This window comes from Paenibacillus sp. IHB B 3084, assembly GCF_001447315.1.
GTDB lineage: Bacteria > Bacillota > Bacilli > Paenibacillales > Paenibacillaceae > Paenibacillus.
The window spans coordinates 2124134-2146940 of sequence record NZ_CP013203.1; the positions used below are offsets into that span (position 1 = coordinate 2124134).

At 45.9% G+C, this 22807-nt stretch carries 20 protein-coding genes and 2 riboswitches; of the genes, 13 read left to right on the forward strand and 7 right to left on the reverse strand.

Features of this window, described 5'->3' with window-relative positions:
- The first annotated feature begins 27 nt into the window (after window positions 1–27).
- Window positions 28–777: a YcnI family copper-binding membrane protein gene (locus ASL14_RS09975; protein WP_134911468.1), complete on the forward strand. Its 750-nt coding sequence runs from the start codon at window positions 28–30 to the stop codon at window positions 775–777.
- A gap of 470 nt (window positions 778–1247) precedes the next feature.
- Complete coding sequence (locus tag ASL14_RS09980) at window positions 1248–2495, forward strand: stalk domain-containing protein (RefSeq protein WP_134911469.1); 1248 nt, start codon at window positions 1248–1250, stop codon at window positions 2493–2495.
- Between the two features lie 109 nt (window positions 2496–2604).
- Here the strand turns inward: ASL14_RS09980 and ASL14_RS09985 are convergent, their stop codons facing one another.
- Window positions 2605–2988, reverse strand: a complete 384-nt coding sequence (locus tag ASL14_RS09985) for a winged helix-turn-helix transcriptional regulator (protein ID WP_134911470.1) — start codon at window positions 2986–2988, stop codon at window positions 2605–2607.
- Window positions 2989–3175: 187 nt separating this feature from the next.
- Between ASL14_RS09985 and ASL14_RS09990 the strand changes: the two genes are divergently transcribed.
- The gene (locus tag ASL14_RS09990; RefSeq protein ID WP_134911471.1) at window positions 3176–3850 is read left to right on the forward strand and encodes an NAD(P)H-dependent oxidoreductase; all 675 of its coding nucleotides are present in this window, start codon (window positions 3176–3178) and stop codon (window positions 3848–3850) included.
- 201 nt (window positions 3851–4051) lie between these two features.
- The gene (locus ASL14_RS09995; protein ID WP_134911472.1) at window positions 4052–5203 is read left to right on the forward strand and encodes a response regulator; all 1152 of its coding nucleotides are present in this window, start codon (window positions 4052–4054) and stop codon (window positions 5201–5203) included.
- 96 nt (window positions 5204–5299) lie between these two features.
- On the opposite strand, the gene ASL14_RS10000 is transcribed toward ASL14_RS09995, so the two are convergent.
- The 4 genes from ASL14_RS10000 to ASL14_RS10005 form a co-directional block, all read right to left on the reverse strand.
- On the reverse strand, window positions 5300–7855 hold the full coding sequence (locus tag ASL14_RS10000) for a hybrid sensor histidine kinase/response regulator (RefSeq protein WP_223264279.1): 2556 nt from the start codon (window positions 7853–7855) through the stop codon (window positions 5300–5302).
- Between the two features lie 176 nt (window positions 7856–8031).
- The gene (locus ASL14_RS27995) at window positions 8032–8370 is read right to left on the reverse strand and encodes a hypothetical protein (RefSeq protein ID WP_223264280.1); all 339 of its coding nucleotides are present in this window, start codon (window positions 8368–8370) and stop codon (window positions 8032–8034) included.
- On the reverse strand, window positions 8367–8507 hold the full coding sequence (locus ASL14_RS27350; protein WP_187644977.1) for a hypothetical protein: 141 nt from the start codon (window positions 8505–8507) through the stop codon (window positions 8367–8369). Before ASL14_RS27350 ends, ASL14_RS27995 begins: the two co-directional genes overlap by 4 nt.
- A 41-nt stretch (window positions 8508–8548) precedes the next feature.
- Entirely contained in the window at window positions 8549–9805 is a 1257-nt protein-coding gene (locus ASL14_RS10005; protein ID WP_134911473.1) for a DUF445 domain-containing protein, read from the reverse strand.
- A 638-nt stretch (window positions 9806–10443) separates the two neighbouring features.
- On the opposite strand from ASL14_RS10005, the gene ASL14_RS10010 reads away from it, so the two are divergent.
- The 5 genes from ASL14_RS10010 to ASL14_RS10030 all read left to right on the forward strand — a co-directional run bounded on the left by ASL14_RS10010 (window position 10444) and on the right by ASL14_RS10030 (window position 18060).
- Window positions 10444–11331 carry an AraC family transcriptional regulator gene (locus tag ASL14_RS10010; protein WP_134911474.1) on the forward strand — a complete coding sequence of 296 codons (888 nt, stop codon included), beginning with the start codon at window positions 10444–10446 and terminating at the stop codon, window positions 11329–11331.
- Window positions 11332–11429: 98 nt separating this feature from the next.
- Window positions 11430–11510, forward strand: a riboswitch (cyclic di-GMP riboswitch).
- A gap of 42 nt (window positions 11511–11552) precedes the next feature.
- Window positions 11553–11634, forward strand: a riboswitch (cyclic di-GMP riboswitch).
- Between the two features lie 13 nt (window positions 11635–11647).
- A complete protein-coding gene (locus ASL14_RS10015; RefSeq protein WP_134911475.1) occupies window positions 11648–12454 on the forward strand; it encodes a transglutaminase family protein in 807 nt (268 codons plus the stop codon).
- Between the two features lie 392 nt (window positions 12455–12846).
- Complete coding sequence (locus tag ASL14_RS10020) at window positions 12847–13473, forward strand: class D sortase (RefSeq protein WP_134911476.1); 627 nt, start codon at window positions 12847–12849, stop codon at window positions 13471–13473.
- Window positions 13474–13688: 215 nt separating this feature from the next.
- Complete coding sequence (locus ASL14_RS10025; protein ID WP_134911477.1) at window positions 13689–17279, forward strand: collagen binding domain-containing protein; 3591 nt, start codon at window positions 13689–13691, stop codon at window positions 17277–17279.
- A gap of 169 nt (window positions 17280–17448) precedes the next feature.
- Window positions 17449–18060 (forward strand): GGDEF domain-containing protein, encoded by a 612-nt coding sequence (locus ASL14_RS10030; RefSeq protein ID WP_223264281.1) that lies wholly within the window; start codon window positions 17449–17451, stop codon window positions 18058–18060.
- Between the two features lie 96 nt (window positions 18061–18156).
- Here ASL14_RS10030 and ASL14_RS10035 read toward each other — a convergent pair whose 3' ends face one another.
- Window positions 18157–18630, reverse strand: coding sequence for a cupin domain-containing protein (locus ASL14_RS10035; RefSeq protein WP_134911478.1), 474 nt, complete (start codon window positions 18628–18630; stop codon window positions 18157–18159).
- A 306-nt stretch (window positions 18631–18936) separates the two neighbouring features.
- On the opposite strand from ASL14_RS10035, the gene ASL14_RS10040 reads away from it, so the two are divergent.
- From ASL14_RS10040 to ASL14_RS10055, 4 genes are all read left to right on the forward strand, one after another.
- On the forward strand, window positions 18937–19695 hold the full coding sequence (locus tag ASL14_RS10040; RefSeq protein ID WP_049827254.1) for an amino acid ABC transporter ATP-binding protein: 759 nt from the start codon (window positions 18937–18939) through the stop codon (window positions 19693–19695).
- An 82-nt stretch (window positions 19696–19777) separates the two neighbouring features.
- Window positions 19778–20608: a transporter substrate-binding domain-containing protein gene (locus tag ASL14_RS10045; protein WP_134911479.1), complete on the forward strand. Its 831-nt coding sequence runs from the start codon at window positions 19778–19780 to the stop codon at window positions 20606–20608.
- Window positions 20609–20692: 84 nt separating this feature from the next.
- Window positions 20693–21352, forward strand: coding sequence for an amino acid ABC transporter permease (locus ASL14_RS10050; RefSeq protein WP_134911480.1), 660 nt, complete (start codon window positions 20693–20695; stop codon window positions 21350–21352).
- A 14-nt stretch (window positions 21353–21366) separates the two neighbouring features.
- Entirely contained in the window at window positions 21367–22017 is a 651-nt protein-coding gene (locus ASL14_RS10055) for an amino acid ABC transporter permease (RefSeq protein ID WP_134911481.1), read from the forward strand.
- Between the two features lie 21 nt (window positions 22018–22038).
- Here the strand turns inward: ASL14_RS10055 and ASL14_RS10060 are convergent, their stop codons facing one another.
- Window positions 22039–22806 carry a LysR family transcriptional regulator substrate-binding protein gene (locus ASL14_RS10060; protein ID WP_237171628.1) on the reverse strand — a complete coding sequence of 256 codons (768 nt, stop codon included), beginning with the start codon at window positions 22804–22806 and terminating at the stop codon, window positions 22039–22041.
- Window position 22807 lies beyond the last annotated feature (1 nt).

A 22807-nucleotide genomic window follows, 5' to 3' on the forward strand; every position in this document is an offset into this window, starting at 1 on the left:
ATTATATTGTTTAAAGGAGCAAATGATATGAATACAACGATTCAAACGGTAAAATCCAGATTTTCCAGACTTGCGACCTCTATGGGTCTGATTGCAGCAGGTGCTTTACTTTTTGCAGGTATGGCCAGTGCCCACGTGACGGTCAAGCCCTCCGTTTCACAGCCTAACGCTTGGGAAACGTACACGCTGAAAGTGCCTGTCGAAAAAAACATTCCAACCACCAAAGTCGCTTTGAAAATCCCGAAAGAAGTCGTTTTCAAGCAGTATGAGCCTGTACCGGATTGGAAAGTAGCAACCGAAAAAGACAGCTCCGGCAAAGTAACCACCGTTACCTGGACGACCGACGAAGATGGCATCCAGGCGGGGCAATACCAGCGTTTCAGCTTCGTCGCACAAAATGCAGACCAGAATACTGAAGCCGCGTGGAACGCTTTCCAATATTACAGCGACGGAAGTATCGTGGAATGGACAGGCGATGAAGGAAGTAACAATCCGCATTCCATTACAAAAATCACGGCTGATGCCACATCCGAGGCTCCTGCGCCTGCCGCAGACAGCGGACACGATTCGGCTGGCACCGCAGCAGGCCATGCGAGCACAGACACGGCTAAGGATAGCAGCAACCCTGCATCCACTTCAAACAATGCCACCGAAGCCGCACCTGCCGCCGCTGCATCTGCAAGCTCTGGCGCACAAACGACAGCACTCGTTCTCTCGATCATCGCAGTCGTGCTTGGTGCAGTAGCCGTCGGTATTGCGCTTAAGCGCCGCAAGTAATCTTTGTTTGCAAGTGTATAGAAATTAGTTATATGAATATATGAATTATATGAGCGATATAAAAAAGCAAAAGCTGGCACCTGTATAAAAGGGTGTCAGCTTTTTTGTTCTATTCCTTATTAAACTTGAAATATTTATACAGCAATTACCCATCGACTAGTAAATTGAAATTTATTCTATTATATTTCTCCTCAACTGTTTTGGTTGAAAGAAAAGGAGCCCTTTTAGTTGCTCCATGTAGAAAATTAGGTATTAAAAATGATGAAATATATACACAGAAGGCCAACGGCCGAATTGATCATACTGATTTGATTAGTATGATATCCCGGAGAAAAAGATTCTACATAGAATTCGAAGCAGTGTATATCATTTTAACATTCACCTATCTATCATTTTTTTGGTAAAATGGTAGAAACCTCACGATTCTAACATGATAGCTTTGCAATCTATGATGCATAGGAGAGTATAAGATGAAAATCGTAAATAAGGCTCTGTTATCCAGCGCTATCTTTCTAAGTGCCGCAGCAGGTATCTATAGCCCGTCGGCGCAGGCGGATGCGGGACAGGTCAGCATTGTGCTGGACGGATATCCGCTGCCTTTCCCAGTACAGCCCGCAGTGATGAGCGGCACGACGATGGTTCCCTTCCGTGCCATTTCCGAAGCTCTCGGCATTACTGTGAAATGGGATCAGGCCAGCCAAAGCATTACTGCCACTAAAGCACAAGGCTCTGCGACCAAGCAGGTGGTTCTGAAAATGGGTAGCCGCAATGCTACGGTAGACGGACAGTCAGTGCAACTAACAGCCGCACCGCAAACCGTGCGCGGCAGCACGATGATTCCGTTAGGCTTCTTCGGACAGCAGTTTGGAGCCACGGTCAACTGGAATCAGGGAACGCGGACGGTATCCATTACATCGCCGCGTGAGCCTATGTATACGGTGGGATTTTACGCGCTATCTTCCTTCGACCAAAAATCCAAAATACCGGATTTTAACGCGGTAGCCTTCGGCTGGAGCCGAATTGATGCGAACGGACAATTTACGACTAGCGGCAAGGAATACAAATGGCCTCAAGCCGCCGACACCGTGACACCAGAGTCCATTGTACAGGAGGCAGACAGTCAGGGGACTTCCCCTTACCTGATGGTCTATTCTGGAGATGGCAATCACGAGCTGACCAAAGTTTTGGAAAATGCACAGCTTCAGGAGCAAACTATTTCCCAAATCGTTAGCACCGCCACCGACAAGCAGTTCAAGGGCATCACGCTGGATCTGGAGGGGCTGGGCTGGAGCGGCGATAAAGCCAAGGCGCGTTCAGACTACAACGCCTTCATCCAAAAGCTGTCGGCCAAAGCGCATCAGGCCGGACTCAAGCTCACCGTCGTCCTGCATCCGCTGAACAGCTCTTACTCAGGTTACGACTACAAGACGCTGGGTAATCTGGCGGACGATCTGATCATCATGGCCTATGACTACGGGCAAAAAGCAACGCCTGAACCACTCGATAAAGTGGACGAAGCCATAAAACTGGCCTTGAAGGAAACCTCGCGGGATAAGTTGATTTTAGGCATCTCTATGGGTAGCGAAAAAGACAGCACCGTCAACGCCAAGATCGGTCTGGCCAAACGTTATGACCTGAAAGGCATCGCCATCTGGCGACTGGGCATCATTGGAGAAACCGCCTGGACGCAAATGAACCAATCCATCGAGTTCAAATAAATAAATTTTCACAAGAACGTCTCTCCCTTATTCCGCCTGCTGATGAATTTCATGCGTCTTCCATGCGAAGCTCCATGAGTTCATCAGCGGGCTTTCCTCATTTCACACCTCAACCAGAAGGCTTCCCGCACTTGGAATTGGCCGCTGCGGGCTCACAGGTCTGTTCCCCATAGAAGACACCCCAGTCTCTCATAAAATCCAGCAACGGCCTCAACGTATCGCCCAACGGGGTAAGCGAGTATTCCACACGCGGCGGATTCTCGTTATAGATTTCGCGGTGTACGATACCATCACGTTCCAGCTCACGCAGCTGCAAGGTCAACATACGCTGCGTAATATTGGGCAAGGTCCGTCGAATTTCGTTATACCGGCGCGGTCCTGTGGTCAAATGATATAAAATGACCCCTTTCCATTTGCCGCCGATAACCCCTACGGTTTTCGCTACCGGACATCCAAAGTTCACGCTAACTGTATTTTCCATCTCTTGCGTCATGGTTTCCCCTTCTTTCTGCCGATTGTAGACCGAAGTCTCCAGACTTATGACAAGGAACAAATATGTGCGTACTTGTTCCTGCGAAAAACTTTTTATATGATGACTATACATTCGATATCAGCTCTCATTATAGTAGCAGAAAATAAATGGAGCACCAACTCAACCCAAACCGGAAGGAGTACACTTCATGTCTAATACATCAGCTAAAAAACAGGAAATTCTGGATGCCTTTCTGTTCAGACATGCTACCAAGGAATTTGATCCTGATCGCATCATACCGGAGGAAGATTTTCAATTTATTCTCGAAACCGGGCGACTTTCCCCAAGCTCCGTCGGCTTTGAGCCGTGGCGATTTGTGATTGTACAAAATCAGGCATTGAGAGAAAAGCTGGCTGCGGTTTCAAGTGGCGGGCAAAAACAGATTCCTGCGGCCAGCCATGTCGTCTTGATTTTAGCACGCAAGGATGTCCGTTATGACTCTCCTTATGTGGAGTATATGTATAAAGAGGTTAAAGGGATGTCTGAGGAAGACTTTGCCTCACTGCCGGGCCGATATAAAATTTTTCAGGGTGAAAATCAGCGCCTGCTGGAAAACGAACGTACGTTATTCGACTGGGCTTCCAAGCAGACTTATATCGCCTTGGGCAATATGATGACAGCGGCGGCTCAGATCGGCATTGATTCCTGCCCGATTGAGGGCTTTAACTACGATCAGGTGCATGCCATTTTAGAGGAAGAAGGACTGCTGGAGAATGGGCTGCTGGATATCTCGGTCATCGCTGCCTTTGGTTATCGGGCCCATGAGCCCAAGCGGGAAAAATCCAGACTGCCGTTGGAACAGGTCACACGCTGGATTCTGTAAATATACCTCCAATACTGTCAGTCAAGCTTAAGTATAGTAAACATCCTAACAGGCGGGCTTGCGATCATCCATCTTAACGATGGTCCATCGCAGCCCGCCTTTTTATTTAAAATTTTTTTCTTCTACAACCTTTTGTTTATAGCCGCGGCCAAGTTATCCTATATAATAAGATGTATCTGCCTAAAAAGGGGTAAAGCACACGTGGATAGATCAGAGAAATTGACAAGGATTGTTATTGTCGATGATGAAGAGTTAGCTTTGGATTATATGAAGCGTCTGCTTGGCAAGTTACAAGGCATACATATTGCAGGAGCTTTTACGAATCCGCTCGTGGCTAAGGACTATATTCTACTTGATAATATAGACATAGCCTTTTTGGATGTAAGGCTTCCAGAGATCAGTGGAATTGAATTAGCAAGTCAAATTTTGGAGCACAAACCCCATATTCAGATTGTATTTGTAACGGCTTACGATAAGTACGCTATCCAGGCCTTCGAGCTTAATGCGCTGGATTATCTGCTCAAACCGGTCACGACAGAACGTCTCATCAAAACCATGAATCGCATTCTGAAGCGTAACGATCAAGCTGCCTCCATACCTGAGGATCAGCCTCCCCTTCTTCATTTACAGGTTTTTCAACATGTCGTCTTCACATTACCGGACCAACAGCCCACTGTTCTTCAGTGGAGGACCAAAAAGGCTCAGGAGTTGTTTTTGTACCTGCTCCAAAATCATGACCAATGGGTTCGCAAATCAGCCTTGATTGAATTACTATGGCCGGAATATGAAGAAGATAAGGCCTACTCTCTTTTATATACTGCCGCTTATTACATTAGAAAAACGATAGCGCCGTATCATTCCTTTTTAGAGATTTCCAACACCAATGGCGGTTATATTTTGCATACGCAAAACGTAGTGCTAGATACAGAAAGATGGGAGTCCCTCCTGGCATCCGCTCCACCGATGAACAAGGAATCCATTCACTATTATGTTAAAATAATGGAATTATACAAAGGGGACTATTTACAGGAATATGATTTTTGGTGGGTTGAAAGTGAGCGCCAAAGACTGCATAAGATGTGGTTAACCACATCATTAAAAATGGCAGAATGTTATAGAGGGAACTCCCAGCCTGAAGAGGCGGTTTCTATTTATGAGGGCATCTGTAGTCGTCACCCCCAAGCAGAGGATGCCTACTGGGGACTAATGAAAACCTATGCTGATATGAACAAAAAAAACTTAGTTAACAAGTGGTATGATTTGTTATCATCCGTCTTATGGGAAGAACTTCATGAGAAGCCCAATGAACAAATTACGAATTGGTTTATAGAGTGGCAAATGGCACATGCCTAGTCTCACGGCTGAAGTCATTCTCCAGAACCCGTAGAACCCCATCAGACCGACGCTTGCTTCGCCTCGTTCTGTATGAGGTCCTACGGGATAGAGATATTAAGTTTCTTGCCTTTGTGCCCGGGGAACATGGAAGCTCACCGTTGTACCCTGATTGGAATGACTACTAATATACAGCCCCTTACCGAATACTTGCTTCAGACGTCGGTCCGTATTCCGTAATCCAATCCCGCTATACTGTTCTTGCTGAGGATCCAGCAGACGATCCAGCTCCTCCTGACTCATGCCCACACCGTCATCCATAATAGCTATTTCTGTGCCATCCTCCTGCTGCTGAATTCGAATGCACAATGTTCCTCCATCTATCCGATTCATGATACCATGCCTAATCGCATTTTCCGCAAGTGGCTGAATGGACAACGGCGGCAGAAGCAAGGACACCTGTTCGTCTACTTCCCATACAATATCTAGTCTATTCCCAAAACGCTCCTTCTCTATATAAAGATAAGATTTCAGGAGTGCAAGCTCGTATTCCAGTGATACGACTCTATCAAGATTTTGAGGATTGAAGCTTGATCTTAAATATTTACCGAACTCCTCAATAAGATTCACCATTCTGGCGTGATCCACATGACTTAAGGATGCAATGGTATTCAAGGTGTTAAACAAAAAATGAGGTTTGATTTGCGCCTGTAACCATGCAGCTTCCATCCACAGCCGCTCCCTTGCTGACTTTTTAACATCAGTCAAGGCACGGACCCTGGATTTCAATTCCATGGAATCCACAGGCTTCATAATATAATCGTTGGCCCCAGCATGAAATCCCGTATATAAGTCCTCCTGCTGACTACGTGCCGTCAACAGCAACACAGGCAGCTCGGAAATGCTAAAATATTCCCTCACACGCCGAGTTAACTCATAACCCGACATTTGGGGCATCATGACATCGGCTATAATTAAATCCCATTCCCGGTGATCCAACCTATGCAGGGCCTCCTGGGCACTGGTTACAGTGACAAGATCATAAGACTCCGATTCCGAGGCGAGAATGCCCTCTAACACCCTTAAATTAACCGGATCATCATCTACCGCGAGTATGGCCGACCGTGCAGAGCCTGCCGCAACCTGCATCACTGCTTCATTCTGCAAAGCTATAAAATCGGTATCTGCCGCTTCATCCATACGCACCTGCTCGTTATCTCGTAATTCGTCGGGTACAGGTGAGAGGTCAAGTGGTAGCGTGAAAGAAAAGGTTGAGCCTTGCCCAAGTTCAGAGCGTACACTCAGAGATCCCCCATGAAGCTCCACCAATTGCTTGCTGATGCTCAACCCTAGTCCAAGCCCATCCCCAATAACCGTCAAATGAGAATCTCCTTGTTCATATGGATGAAATATTCGCTTTTGCGTCTCCTTATCCATCCCAACGCCAGTGTCACGAACCTCAATACTGGCCATTTCGCCCTGGATGTGTGCGTGAACGGAAATGGTCCCCTCAGCAGTATGTTTAACCGCATTGTGAAGGAGATTGAACAGGATTTGGATTACCCGGTTTTCATCCGCTAATACATTCGGAAAATCAGCAGGGATGTTTACTACCATGTTTAGAGGTTTACCATCTGTCATGAATTGGAGCATATCCAACACACCCGAGGCTACAGCCTGGGGCTTCAAGCTTCCTTTTTCCAGAAAAATATCCTTTTCACGCAGACGTGTAACATCCAGCAAATCATTCAATAATAAGGACATACGGCGACCGACCGTAACGAGCAATTGCATGTTTCTCTTGTTGGGCTCGTCCAGGGCACCATTCTGATTCTCCAGCACGGTCTGTGCTATATTGATCATCCCATGCAGAGGATTTCGCAGCTCATGAGAGGTGTTGGCCAAAAATTCATTTTTTACCTGATCAGCGCGCTGCAGTCTCTCCGTCAGCCTTCTCAGCTCGGCGTTCGTATTAAAAAACCGTTTGAACCAATAGGACGCAAACGCCACAAAGGCCAGCACAATATCCCAAGGGTAATAAGGGAGGTCATTCGTTTTGAACACACCCCACAGTATGCTGGACGCGATGCTAAGGGATGCCAGCAACAGAAAAACAGCCTCTCTTTGCCCTTTGAATGTTCTAAGAAAAGCAACCGTGGGAACCGTAGCACATAGGGTAATGCCTGAGAATGCGATAAGAGCCAACAAAAATGCATAAAGGTTGGATGTAGATGCAAATAAAACCATGACCGCAAAACAACAGTGGGCTATAAAAACAATCTGAATGATGCGGGATCGAGCCAACAGAGACTGCGCCAGCTTCAGTACACACATGCCTATCCCAATATAGGAAAGTATGGTTATCTTTATCGAAAGACTCAAACTGATAGGGAACCAGTCTATTAAAAGCTTGTCATCGTCAGTCAGGATGGATATTACCGTGCAGACTACAATTCCCGCGAAATACAGAAGCGCCTTCTTTTGTGGATTCATAAAAAATATAACGACTACATATAACCCGTGAAGCAGTAAAATAATACATACCATGATTTGCATCAAGATCGCGAAGTTGGTTCGGCTATTCACAGCCTCTGCGCTTCCGAAAATGATAGGCTTCACAATCCCTCCACTGGAAGGAAAATCAAAATTGGATACTTGGATGACAATCTCCATGGCCTGCCTGTTCGTATCAAACATAGCAGAGAACGGAACGGTCGATCCTGTATGCTGTTCGACCTTGTTAGAGACCTGGCCGCTATGACTAACTAAACGGCCGTTGACAAATATGTTGGATGCCGTACTAATCCTCCCGATCCGAAGACCGTATAAAGTGTCCTCCGACCTGCCACTCAAATAAGCAGCCGATAGGTTCCAACCCCATATGCCTTATGATCCACAGGAGATACCGACTCACTCCATATTCCCGGTACCTGAATGGTCTGACGCTGCTTCTTCATAGATAAGGACTTCAGTTCAGCAGGGGAAGATAATGTTCCCGGATAAAACTCCCACTCACCATTTAATGGTATGGTCTTCATCTCCTGCAAATTCAGGCCCCTCAGATCCAGAATTCCCGCCTTGGCCCGTGGATAATCCTGATTGTGGTAATAATCAAACCACAGCATACGCAGGCCGATAATTACGATCAGGAATGACAGCGTAATTAAAAAAAATCTTCGCTTACTCATCCACTTGTCATCCGGTACCATACATCAACGTATCTCTGCCGGGCTCTCATTCGAACCAGCAGCATTGGATGGTGATTCAACACATAATTTACTGTGGCGTGCGGCTTACCCATCAACGCTTGAGCCTCAATTCTCATGCTTCCACAACCTTATCTGTAGCGTTTTCTTCTTTAATGAATCAACCGATCAGCATACGGATACCTGTCAGGACAATACCAATCAGGAAGCCTGTAACCGCGCCGTTAATACGTATCCACTGCAAGTCCTGCCCCAGCTTGTCCTCCATCAGAGCAATCAGGGAATCGTTATCCATTTTATCTACATTTTCGCGTACCAGATTACCAATCCGACTGTGGTTGGCTTCCACCAGTCCCGTAATACCTTCCACAATTCGCGAATTGATCTTGTCCAGCAGCTCGGTATTCCCTCTCAAATCAGCCAGCATCCGATCCAGTAGCGGCAAAATATAGGTCGTCACATAGCTGCCGTCTTCCATATAGTCCAATAAACGTACGCGCAGCTCTTCCATCTTATGAAGCACCGACGCATCGCCTTCCCAGGTACCCACGAGGTTGTTTTTCCAGCTGTTCAATCCTTCCTGAACCGTATCTTTCGCCGCCAGACGGGTCAGCTGTGTTTTCAGACCGTCCAGCACGGCCTGACGGCGCGGATGTTCTTCCCTTTGCAGCTCTGCAACCTGATCCAGCAGAAAATGGCGAATCATTTCACCCATGCGCTCTTCGTTCAGATAGCCAAGGAACGCGTTGAGGGCAAATTGCATCAGCCCGCTCACCTGCAAACCGCTGATAGCCTGCATCCCCAAGGTACCCAGCGTGTAGCCCGTTTCCGGCTTCAAAAGCCAGGATTCGGCCTGCTCCAGCGTGTAATCCAGCGCGCGGCGGTCATAGCCCTTCTCACTGGTTTGACGGGCAAGCGCCTCCAGTAGTGGTCCGGCGTCAAAGTCTGTTGCCTGCCGCTTGATTTCCGCCGCGATCACCGGGGCCAGTTCTGCAAGCGGAAGCGACCGGACCAGCCGTTTGGCGAGAACATCTATGGATGCGGCCGCTTCCGGCGTGCGCAAGCCCTTTTCCACACCGCCCAGCATCAGATCAGCCAGCCGAATATCGGAAATTTTAGATGCGATACTGTCTTTGCCCAGCAAGTTATTTTCCACCGTACTCACCAGTGCATTCGTGAGCTTGTCCCTGTTTTTGGAGAGAAGTGCCGTATGCGGAATCGGAATGCCCAACGGATGACGGAACAATGCGGTGACGGCGAACCAGTCCGCCAATCCTCCGACAAGTCCGGCCTCAAAAGCACCTGCTAACAAACGAACCCAGCCATATTGCTGAAAAGGCAACGTAGCTGCAAAGCCCGCTCCCAGAACAACCAGCGACCAAGCCGCTGCGGTTTTCGTATTTTTTGGTTTTCCCATCCTATAATCCTCCAAACTGACTGTCGAGTAAGTAAAGCCCTATATCTGTATTACCCATCATATCATTGCCCGTATGAATTCCAAAGCTAAAGGCACTCTATTTCATTTATCATATTATTGAATATATTTACAGTACACTAATCAGCATAAAAAGAGTTCATATATCCCCCTTGTGCGTCTACATATTTGTGAACAAAATCACAACATTGGACCCAATCTAATTTTCTCCATGATAAGCCTAATGAACTATTTCGCTAGAACAAAGACCCATTTTTTTCAAAACGAAAGGATATGCGTGTTGGAAGGTGGAATGGGCATAGAATACCTTTAGCATCCTTTACTGGATTTTATTCCAGAAATGAATTGAACCCATGGAATCTTCGAATTTTTTCAACATAATTTAACTTTTTCGTTTGGAGGAATGAGTTAAAAAAATAGAGGGAACAAGGCTGTTTTCACCATAATAGTACACCTGAATTCGAATGGGAAATAATTTAAAATATAATTTGCTACATGCATATATGTGATGTGATAAAATAAAACCGTATAAATAGGAAATCATGTGTAAACCACCATTTTATTTGTTAAACAAACAGCGATTAGCTCGATAAATTTGATCTTTTGTAAAGGAATTGGATATGACAACAGACCAAAAAAACAACGTGAATGGGACCTTTTGGAGCAGCGATCCAGTCGTCATTGCACGTACTCCCTCCGCTTTTGCTAAGCGATCCCTTTTTTATATACAGGAAATAGGTTATTTCAAAAAAACATCTGCTTATGCCATGGAACGGAAGGAACTCACCTCGTTTCTGCTCGTTTTTACGATATCAGGACAAGGGGAATTGCTATACCGGGAGAAAAAATACATATTGAAGCCTCATGATATGTTTTTCGTTAATTGTGAGGAATACGTACAATACAGCACCGCTGGTCATGAAGCATGGGAGTTTATCAGTGTAAATGTGTACGGTAATCTGATCGACAATTTCTATGATCAATTTGCCAAGCACAACAAGCCTGTAATATCACTCAACGATCCATGCACCATATTGGACAAGCTGCGTTCCCTGCTATGCGTACAATCTGATAGAACTCTTACTGCAGAGCTGTTTACATCCAGACTCATCGGTGAGTTGCTGACAAATATTTTGCAGCACCCCTACGATCATCCGTATGTAAACCCGGATACGATCACCGAGGTACGCAAGGTTCAGCAATATTTGGATTGCTCCTACAGTGAACGAATTACGCTGGATTCGCTGGCAGACATGTTTGAGTTAAACAAATTCAATCTCGCTAAAAACTTCAAGAAACAGATCGGATTTTCTCCTATCGATTATCTCATTAATGTCCGCATCACAGCGGCTCAAGGCTGGCTTAAAACCAGTGACGAATCCATTGTGGATATCGCAAGGTTTGTAGGTATTCCTAACACCAGCCATTTTATCAACCTATTCAAGGAACATATAGGAGAAACACCGCATTCCTTCCGCAAAAAATGGGGGAATCGAACTAAACTATAAACTCATCTATCGCGACTTTGTCGAAAAACAGAGAAAAATCTGAGATTGTGCTTGCCTGATCGGAAGCCCAACTGATAGAATGATAGATATAGACTGTTCAGGATAAATGGCAAACCTGTCGAAAGGCGGGGACGCAAAGCTACAGGGCCTTCTTTTTAAGATGGCAGCCAGCTACCGGTTGGAGAGGCTTTTTGTCGTTTCTTTTTTTCCTGAAAAACTTTATACGATAATAGCAAACCTGTCGAAAGGCAGGGACGCAAAGCTATAGGGCCTTCTTTTTAAGATGGCAGCCTGGCCGCCGAAAGGAAGTTTTTCTATGAGGAAAAGGTCGTCTTTTTTACTAATTTTAGTATTTTTATTATCCATCCCCCTACATACGACAGCATTTGCTGCCGAAAGTCAGGTATGGCTGAATCAAAACAACGTAAACCACGGTATTGTTAATATACGTTATCCTGTCAAGTCCAATGTCAAAACCAAGATCGTAATTACCAAGGATGCGGAGAAATACTCTTATTATCTGAATTCGAGCAAACCTGAGGAAGCATTCGCTCTTCAAATGGGCAATGGCAATTATAACATTCGTTTATTGGAACAGCTAACTGGCAATCAGTATAAAGTGATAGGTGAAGAAACGGTCCAGTTAAATTTGAATGACAGTAAAACCATATACCTCAATTCTATTCAAAATATTGACTGGAACGATACGAATCAGGCGATTCGGAAAGCCAAGGAATTAACCAAGGGTGCAACGACAGATGATGAAAAGGTGAAACGTATTTACGAGTATGTCATTAGTCATATTAAATACGATTCCAACCAGCCCTTTTCCTTATCACCCGACTATCTTCCACAAATTGATCGTACACTAGTTTCGCAAAAAGATATTTGCTATGGATACGCTTCACTGTTCGCCGCCATGCTTCGAAGTGTGGATGTTCCAACGAAGTTGGTTATGGGCGAATCCTCCTATGTGAATACTTACCACGCCTGGAATGAAGTCAATATCAACAATCAATGGGTTATCATCGACACTACAGTAGATGCCGCTCTAAAAAGCGGAAAACAGAAGTTTGCAATGGTCAAAGAACCCTCCAAATACACAAAAACAAAGCAGTATTAATTTTTTTTTTTTAGAAAGCCCTGATCACTGCGATCAGGGCTTTTTTCTATTCTTGTTGAGAAATTGTTGAGATACGGAAGGTATTGTATACCTAGTCAGTCATTTAAAACCTATCGTGTTGAATATACTAATTCCGGGACAAGAACAAATATCCATCGTCAACATCAAACCCGTGTCTGGGCCCCCAATAAGTAAACAAGGAAAAGCTAACGGCAAAAACAAGATGACTGGGCCATTAAAGTGAAGGCTGTGGATGATGTAAACCCGGTATTAGATAGCATTGTGCCTGAATCTACACCTGCATCCTTTCTCAGACTACACTAAATGGGAAAGGGAGGATTTTTAAAATCAGTATGTGATACACCTTACATAAGTTAGGGAGGTTTTTTAGATTGCGTAAGCTATCATACTTGTTCATCGCCTTGGGAATACTCATTATTTTGTTTCCTAAAGCCAATGAATGGAGCGAAGATCGGAAGCAGAGCGAGCTTTTGAAAGAGGCAGACGTACTGAACCCTAGCATTATCGACGGCTATAAGCGCTTGTCCAGCAAGCTTGGAGATAACACGGGCATCGAAACCACACGAGGTCCTTCGGTACCCGCAAATGAACCAGACCCTAAGCAACTCCCCATTGCCACCATTAGGATTAATCGTATTGATTTGAAGCTTCCTGTGCTGGAGGGTGCAACTCAGGATAATATGAAGCACGCATCTGTACATATGTCGGAAACGGCAGCTCTGGGTCAGACAGGAAACGCCGCCATAGCAGCCCACCGTGCGCGTACAGCAGGACGTTTATTTAATCGGCTGAACGAGGTAAAGATTGGAGATAAAATCATTATTAATACCAAGGGTGAACAATATAGTTATACAGTCTATAAAATTTCGATTGTCGATCCTACAGACGTCTCCGTTCTAAAAAGCTTTGAAAGTCAAAAGCTGCTCACATTAATTACATGTGACCCTCTTGTAAATCCGACACATCGCCTCATTGTTCAGGCCCGACAAAGCACCTAAAGCTGGATCTGTTCGCCATATCCGAACACCCTTGCTGCTCAGATTTACTTAATTTGCAGCGTTAGGGGTTATCTCTATTTCATTGGACAGACTCTTAGTCCGTTGAATATATTACTTCCGGGAAAGAAGGAGGGATGCTATAAACGCCCCGACATGAATACAATATACAGTAATCTTTATACAGTAATCTTTAGACAAGGAGACTTAAATAGAGTATGAGAAAAAAATGGAATGTAACGATTATTGCATTATTACTCATTTTACAAAGCTTTTTTGGCATCACACAAGCTTATGCTCAAATCCCTGCCCCGGATCAGCCGGAGATTGCTGGAAGCGAGACAGGGCAAACCGTTACAAAAGATGTATATGATATCGTAGTACCCGAAACAGAACCAGTCATAGCACCAGAACAACAGATGCCTCCTTCCCTACCAGCTCCTGTTGTTCAAGCAGCGGCCACCACAAATTCTGAAGAAGCTGCTCAAGCGAGTATTTTAACGAAACTTACCCTGACCGATGCGACCGGTCAAGTGATTGATGCGGTATACAATCCCGATAGTCGCTTGGACATTGATGATGCAGTCCATCTCATTTATGACTGGGAGCTTCCCAACAATACGTACAAAGCCGGAGACACTTTTACCTTTCAATTGCCCGAGCAATTTGAAATCTACACAGATATCTCCTCTCCTTTGGTTACGGCAGATGGAAATGTTGGCCATTTCACGGTAGACCGCCAAGGCAAAGTGGTCATGACTTTCAACGATTACGTGGAGAGCCATTCCAATGTCAGCGGAAAGCTGGAGGTTAAGACCGAGTTCAGCAAGCAAATAGAAAAAGGCAGTACAGAGGTCATTATCGCCATCCCGATCAAGGGTGGCGTACAAACAGCAGTCGTAAATATCAAGCCTGCGGCAGGCTCTTCCTTGGATAAGCAAGGTAAGGCCAATGGAACCCATCAGATTGATTGGACGATTGACGTAAATAAACAATTGGATACGGTCCAACATGCTGTAGTCACCGACCCGACTCCCCAAGGATTGGAGCTGGTAAGGAACTCTATCCAGTTATACCATTTGCAAATCAATGTGGATGGTTCAACCTTGCTGCGTGATCCGGTGGATAGGGATAAGTATACGCTGGAAGCCGATTCGGCTGGTACCGGCTTCATCATCCGTTTTAAAGCTGAAAACATCAGCAGCGCATACCGAATCCAATACTCCACTAACATCACCAGCGAAGAATCCCGTTTTTCCAACACAGCCACTTTTTCAGGCAACAATACGAAAGACGCTTCTGCAACAGCTACAGTAACCGTTCACCGCGGCGAATTTTTGTCCAAAAAAATGGAGCAATACGACCCGGTTACTCAAACGGTATCCTGGGCGATCAAGTATAATTTTGGCGAAAAGAAAATTCCCGCTGGGAAAGCCGTGTTAGCTGACCGCTTCAACAAAAGCCAGCAGCTCATGGCCGGTTCGCTTAAAGTGTACAAAGGAGCTACTTCTGAGGAACTTTCATCCTCCGAATATACCGTCTCACTGGTTAACAATGAAACGGCCAACGGCTTCGATTTACGCTTCAACTCCGATGTGGAGGCAGCCTACACGATCCGTTATCAAACCAAGGCCATAGATCGTGTACTTAAAAATGAACGGATAACGAATACCGTAACGTCTGATGGAGTAACCAAAGATACAACTACCGAGCTAAAAAGCGGGGTCATTGTTAAAGGCTTCAAGGAACCGAACTACAACACAAAAACGATTCCCTGGGATATTGCCATCAATACGGATAAATACACGATGAATCAGGTTGTGATCAACGATACGTTTCCGAATGGCGGTCTGGCTCTTTTACCAGATACATTAAAGATCCAAAGCGCGGACGGAAAATCAACACTAACATCACCAGCAGATTATGAGCTGATTCCTTTATCGCAAGACTATAAGCAAGGATTCACGATACGTTTCCATAAAACGATCCAGGACGCGTATACCATCAGCTATTCAACAACGTTTAATAATGAATGGAAAAAAGATACGAGCAAGCCGGATTTCTGGAATAAAGCTTCCATCTCATGGGTACAAAATGAAACATCTTACTCTGCTGCAGCCGAAGCCCGGCTATGGCCTGACAATCTGACACAGCAGAACGGCGCCAAGCAAGGAAGCTATAACGCTACATCCAAGCACATCACATGGGACATCTTGACGAACTATAACCGTAAAACCCTGAATCAGGCTGAAATAAAGGATACGCTACAGCAAGGGCAGAAGCTGATTCCCGGCTCTGTCAAAGTGTATGACATGACACTGCTCGGATGGTGGAATGGTGTGGAAAAGGGAGCTGAACTGCCAGCAGACCAATATACCCTTGTTCTTCCCACCGCCGATAACGGCAATGAGCTGCATATCCATTTTAATGAACAGATCAACACTCCCTACTGGATCACTTTTCAGACCACATTGGAGGGAGAGCTTATTGATAAAGAAATCAATAATAAGGCTCTGCTGATGGATGGAAATAACATGATCTCTGAGTGGGCAGCCAAAGTAACTGTGCCCCATGGGGGAGAATACGTTACAAAATCCGGTAGCCAGAATGGTAATAAGATTGACTGGCAGATCCGGATCAATGAAGGGCAATCTTATGTCTCCAACGCCAAAATCGTGGATACACCCAGCAGCAATCAAATCCTGATTGAAGATTCCTTTCATTTGTATTCCACCAAAGTATCAGCCAACGGAAAGGCTGCCAAAGACACTGAATTAGCCAAAGATCAGGATTATAAGCTGAAAATTACGACAAACGATCAAGGTCAGCAATCCTTTGAGCTTGGCTTCACACAGGCCATTTCATCCAGTTATATTTTGGAATATCAATCTTTTATTCAAGCGGATGATAAAGCGAAAGTGAGTAACAGCGTCTATTTTGAGGGCGACCGCTTAACTACGGAGCTGAGAGAAACCAGTAAAGAAATCATCGTGCGGACATCCTCCGGTTCAGGTTCAGGGGGAGGCATAACAGGAAGCCTGGAAGTGACCAAGGTCGACCAGGATCATCCTGACAAGGTGTTGTCTGGAGCACGCTTTGCACTCTATGATAAGAGCCAAAAAAGAGCCCCGCTCATTCAAACTACCAATGCAGACGGGAAAATTTTGTTCAATTCATTGCTGTATGATGATTATATTCTGGAGGAACTTGCGGCTCCAACAGGCTATAAAATAACAACCTCGAAGACAGCGGTCAAAATAGACGCCACGGTTAAACAAAGCTCAGGTATTAAGCAGATTGTGGTAACCAATGAAAAAGAGACCCCTGTCGATCCGGGTAAACCTACCAATCCAGGAACGCCTACGAATCCGGGAACGCCTACGAATCCGGGTTCAGGTAAAAAGCGCGATAAAGATCCTGAACCCACAGAAACACCGATTGTACCCGTTAAGCCAGTAACCAATGAACCACAGATCGTTGAAGATGAAGATGTGCCATTGGGTGTTCCAGTGATTGAGCAGCCTCCTGTAGAACCCGATTCGCTGCCGGAATCGCCAGAAATTGATCCTCCTCAGAAATCGTCTCCACCTGTAGAGATTGAAGATGAACCCATACCTAAAGGAGGCATCAAGTTCCCTGTTGAGGACCCCGAGGACCCAAGTGATCCAGGTCGTACTCCGCAGGTAAATAAATTACCGCAGACAGGAGAAAACAGTCCTGCTCCCTTCTATTTGAGCGGAATGTCTTTCATTCTTCTGGGTGCCTATTTGAAATACAGACGGATGCATAAAAATAAAAGAATTAAATAATCAAATACTCCCCTTTCTCGGCTTATACAAAGCGAGGAAGGGGTACTATCATGATATGGGTGGTGACATGAACTTGAATTTAGCTCAAAACTCCTATATGCTCTTATGCTTATTGATCTTAAACCTGATCGTATGGACATGCCTTGGGATTTTTTTAAGGTCCGTATTTGTGGAAAGAACTACGCTAAGGAAACTCGCTTACCAAGACCCTGTAACAGGTTTGTTCAATCGGAATGCGCTCAACCACTTTTGGCAGCAATATAAAGGCAAAGAAAGCACCGCTATTTTATACATTGACCTGGACGGCTTCAAAGCCATTAATGATGCTTATGGGCACAAAGTGGGCGATATGCTGCTACGTGAAGTCAGCCTTCATCTGCTACAAGTCATGAATGCGAACCAAAAGGCTTTTCGAATTGGAGGGGATGAATTTTTACTCATAATAAAAAATTTTGATTCCGACCAGGTAAAAATTTTGGCGGAGCTCCTCCTAAGAAAAATCAGTAGCGCCTACAGCATTCATGGACACAGACTATCTGTCACGGGAAGTATTGGCATTAGTTTGAACTCATCCCAGAAGGAGAATCTGCAGACATTGCTCAAAGAGGCGGATATCGCCATGTACCATGCCAAACGAATGGGAAGAAACCGTTATGCCTTGTATTCCAAGATCAACCGGAAACAGAGTAGTTCATATAGCTCTACACGGATCAAAAACCTCGCAAAAGACATTCGAAAGCGCCATAATATCCATGCCAAAAAACAACCTGCACCTCTATAAGCCATGCAACAATCTAAGCCCAGCGGAGAATATAAATCAGGCGGGTGATTCCTGTTGATTCACAGAAATACCCGCCAAATGCACACATCATTACAATTATTCGGTTGGACCCGTAGTACCCTTTGCAATCAGCTTGAAATCGTCAAAGTGGAATCCCGGAGCAACGACACAGGTTACCAGCACAGGCTCATCCCCAAGCGGACGTGCCGTTTGCCATACTGTGCCCGGCACCAGCGCTTGTGGATGCTGTCCTGCCTCCACATCGGCACCGACGATAATCACGGTTTCTTCACCAGGTTGTTCTCCGCTTCCACCCAATTTCAACTCCACAGGGCTGCCGCTATGATACAGCCACAGTTCATCCGAATGTACGACATGCCACTCGGAGAACTCGCCCGGATGCAGCAAGAAATACGTCGACGAAGCTGCAAAGCGCGGACCGGAATACACATCCGGCAGTACAGGCTTTGGAATTTGAAAATGGGACTTCCACATTTCTTTGTACCAGCCGCCTTCCGGATGGGGCTCCATGCCCAATGCGGTTACCAGCGGTGAAATAGCTTTCGTCATTGCACTAACCTTCCTTTACCCTAAATTCCTTCTCCCCTACTGTAAAACATAGCGTTGCTTTTGTCACGTTTCTCCCTTGGAATGTCGAAGGTCGTTATTTTGTGTCATATTTAGTAACATTTAATTATGTGTATTTACTCATCATCATATAAAATAGCGATTTTCTCATGAATAATTACATGAAAATATATTTGGAGTTAAGTTTTATGACATAAAATCTTGTTTTTTATTGTAAGCTTATAGTATCATGAGAGAAAATTTTGAAATTTTGATAGAGCTTGATCTTGCCAGCCAATCTACCAAGCTATGTATCCAAGCCTGAAAGGGGTGAGCCTTCTGATCCAGTTTCGCAACGTCAACAAGCATTTTGGTCACTTCCATGTACTTAAAGACATCAATCTTCAGATTAAGGAGGGCGAGGTCGTCGTGATCATTGGACCCTCCGGCTCGGGTAAAAGCACCCTGCTACGCTGCATCAATCGTCTGGAAACCATATCGGACGGGGAACTGATCGTCAACGAGATACCTGTACATGACAAAAAGATTGATATTAACGCCTTCCGGCGCAATATCGGTATGGTATTCCAGCACTTCAATTTGTATCCCCATAAAAAGGTAATCGAGAATATTGTACTCGCACCCATGAAGGTGCTGGGCATCTCGAAGGAAGAGGCTACCCAAACAGCCATCACCTATTTGAAGCGTGTTGGAATCGAAGAAAAAGCACAGAGCTACCCCGCCCAATTGTCCGGGGGACAGCAGCAACGGGTTGCTATCGCCCGTGGCCTCGCGATGAATCCGAAAATTATGCTGTTTGACGAACCTACCTCCGCTCTTGATCCTGAAACCATCGGGGAGGTACTGGATGTTATGCGTTCGCTCGCCCATCAGGGCATCACCATGGTCATTGTGACTCATGAAATGGGCTTTGCCCGTGAAGTAGCGGATCGCGTCATTTTCATGGACAAAGGACAGATTTTAGAAGACAGTCAGCCTGCCGAGTTTTTTCAGAATCCGGGTGAAGAGCGGGCGCGCCTGTTCCTGAGCCGTCTGATTCATCATTAAACAGACCTTGAATGGATTCAGGATTTTTGCAAACTCCTCTGGAGTGTAAATTCAGAATGTAAATCGAAAGGGGATTGTTCAAATGAGAAAAAGATATTCATGGAGTGCCCTTATGCTGCTTATGCTGTCCTGTCTACTCGTTTTGGCTGGCTGTGGAGGCAAGCAAGGAACGGCAACGTCGGGGAATGAGGCGGCGGTAGCCAATGGGCTGGAAGCCATCAAGCAGCGTGGCAAGCTGGTTGTTGGTGTGAAATACGACACCAAGCTGTTCGGTCTGAAAGACCCGGCTAGCGGGAAAGTAGAAGGCTTTGATATCGACATTGCCAAGGCGGTAGCCAAACATATTTTTGGAGACGAAACCAAGCTTGAATTGAAGGAGGTCACGTCCAAGACACGAATCACCTTGCTGCAAAACGGGGACATCGACGCCATTATCGCGACCATGACCATTTCGGACGAACGTAAAAAGCAGGTCGATTTCAGCGACGTCTACTTTAACGCCGGGCAATCCCTGCTCGTGAAAAAAGGAAGCCCGATTACCGGTCTGGAGTCCTTGACTCCTGATACCAAGGTACTCGCAGTTAAAGGCTCCACCTCCGCCAAAAATATCCGCGAAAAAGCACCCAAAGCGACTGTACTGGAGTTTGAGAACTACCAGGATGCATTTAATGCACTCAAGGCAGGTCAAGGGCAAGCGTTGACCACCGATAACTCTATTTTGCTCGGCATGCAGCAGCAAGATCCGAATTACACCCTCGTAGGCGGAAACTTCACTGAGGAACCTTACGGCATTGCGGTGAAGAAGGGACAAACCGAATTGCTGCAAGCCATTAACGATACGCTCAAGGAACTGAAAAGCAACGGTCAATACGATAAGCTCCACGAGCAATGGCTTGGGGTTAAACCCGAATAATATTCTTGTGAAGGAGCCGCAGTTGCGTGCTCCTTCCTTTCTTTAGAAAAGCCCATCACTCTGGATAAGGAGGTAAATCCGCAGATGCTTACTTTTGATATCAACGTACTTTTCGACCACGGTGACCGCTTTAGAGAAGGCTTGCTTCATACCGTTCAAGCCAGTGTCATTGCCTTGATCGGAAGCTTTATTCTGGGGGCGATCATCGCTATCCTCCGAATTGCACCCTTTCAATGGCTTAACTGGATTGGGACTGTCTATGTAGAGGTCATTCGTAATATCCCGTTACTGATCGTTGTATTGTTCTTTTATCTGGGACTTCCTACTTTGGGTGTTCCTTTGGATGGTTTTGTGTCTGGAACGCTTGGCTTGACCGTGTACACCGCCTCCTTTATTGCAGAAGCGATACGTGCCGGCATCCAGTCCGTACCGAAGGGGCAATTTGAAGCCGCGCGCTCCTCCGGGCTGAGTTACAACCAGACGATGATCAGCATTATTTTGCCGCAAGCGATTAAAATTGTACTGCCTGCGATTGGCAACCAATTCATCAATCTGGTCAAAAACTCTTCCGTACTGGCCATAGTAGCCGGACTGGACCTGATGTATTATTCGGATCTGATTAACTCGGATACCTTTATGCCCATCACCGTCTATGCCATTACAGCGTTGTTATACCTTACATTGACGGTTCCGCTCAGCTTTCTTGTTCTGTACATGGAGCGTCGTCTGTCCAAAACATCCTAAGGAGGGAAGCCCGTATGGATTTCAGCGGCTTGTTTGTATGGCCTAATGTGCGTTTTATACTGGAGGGCTTTCTGCTGACGCTAGAGGTGGCCGTGTACTCCATCGTGTTCAGCTTCGCGCTCGGTATCGTGTTCGGCATCCTGCGCTATACGCGCTTACCTGTCATTTCGCAGGTGGCGGCCTTTTTGATTGATCTGATCCGCAATCTTCCGTTATTGCTCATTATTTTCTTCATCGGTATGGTCTTACCGTCCATTGGTCTTTCCATTTCACTTAAATGGGCAGCCATTACAGGCCTGTCGATCTTTGAGGGGGCCATGATCGCCGAGATTGTCCGTAGCGGTTTGAACTCCGTTCATAAAGGACAGATTGAAGCCGCACGGTCCTCCGGGCTGAGCTATTCCAGAACGTTATGGCATATCATTCTGCCGCAAGCGCTCCGCCGCATGGTGCCACCTATCGTTAGTCAGTTCATTTCCCTGCTCAAGGATACTTCTCTCGCGGTCATTATCAGTCTGCCGGAGCTGACGCATAACATTCAGATTGTCGGAGGTCAAAATCAGTCCTTCGTCATTCCGGCTCTGCTGTTTGCCGCTTTCCTGTACTTCGCTGTCAATTACAGCATGTCGCTACTTGCACGCAGGCTGGAAGTTCGCACTCATTAGTATTCATTACACATAGCTTGATCAGGGCTGCCGCCAGCCTGAACGTACTGTCAGCACAGCATGTATTTTTTCAATCAGCCGTTTAATGGCTTCTCCCATGTAACGGTCTGACCGATGAATCAGCTCCAGCCGAATCTCGGGTACTCCCCGTGAAATAGGCACTGCACAAAGGGATGAACGGTCCAGAGATACTACGAGGGATTTGGTCTGGATAGTCACTGCAAGTCCCTCCTGTACCCAGCGCAGGATCGCAGGAATGGAATGGGTCTCCATAACCGTGGTAAAAGAATACCCGCGATCACAGAAGTATTTTTCAATGTGCCTTCTACCCGGATGATCCCCTGGTTGCATAGCCCAAGGCATGTGCCTCAATTCGTCCAGTGCAATCGAAGAACGGTTGGCAAACGCATGTCCTGCGGGGACAATAAGACAGTAGCTCTCCGTCCGAAGCGGTAGCTGGACGAGCCTTTCATCTATACCTGAGTGCAGCGTAATGCCAAGGTCCATCCGGTTATCCAACACCTGCTCCAGCAATTCAAATGATGGGTGGATGTGCAGACTGATTTTAGGAAACAAACGATGAAAATCCATAAACATCTCTTGCAATGGTTCCTCCAGCTCCGGCAAAGCGATACCGATCCGTAAGCTTCCCCGTTGCTCGGTGCGAAGCTCCTCAATGGAAGCTTTCGCCTGCTGTAGATCCTTGAGCGCATGAGCGCTGTGCTGTAGCAACAGTTTTCCAGCCTCTGTCATTTTGATCTTTTTGCCTGCACGATTAAAGAGAGTCATC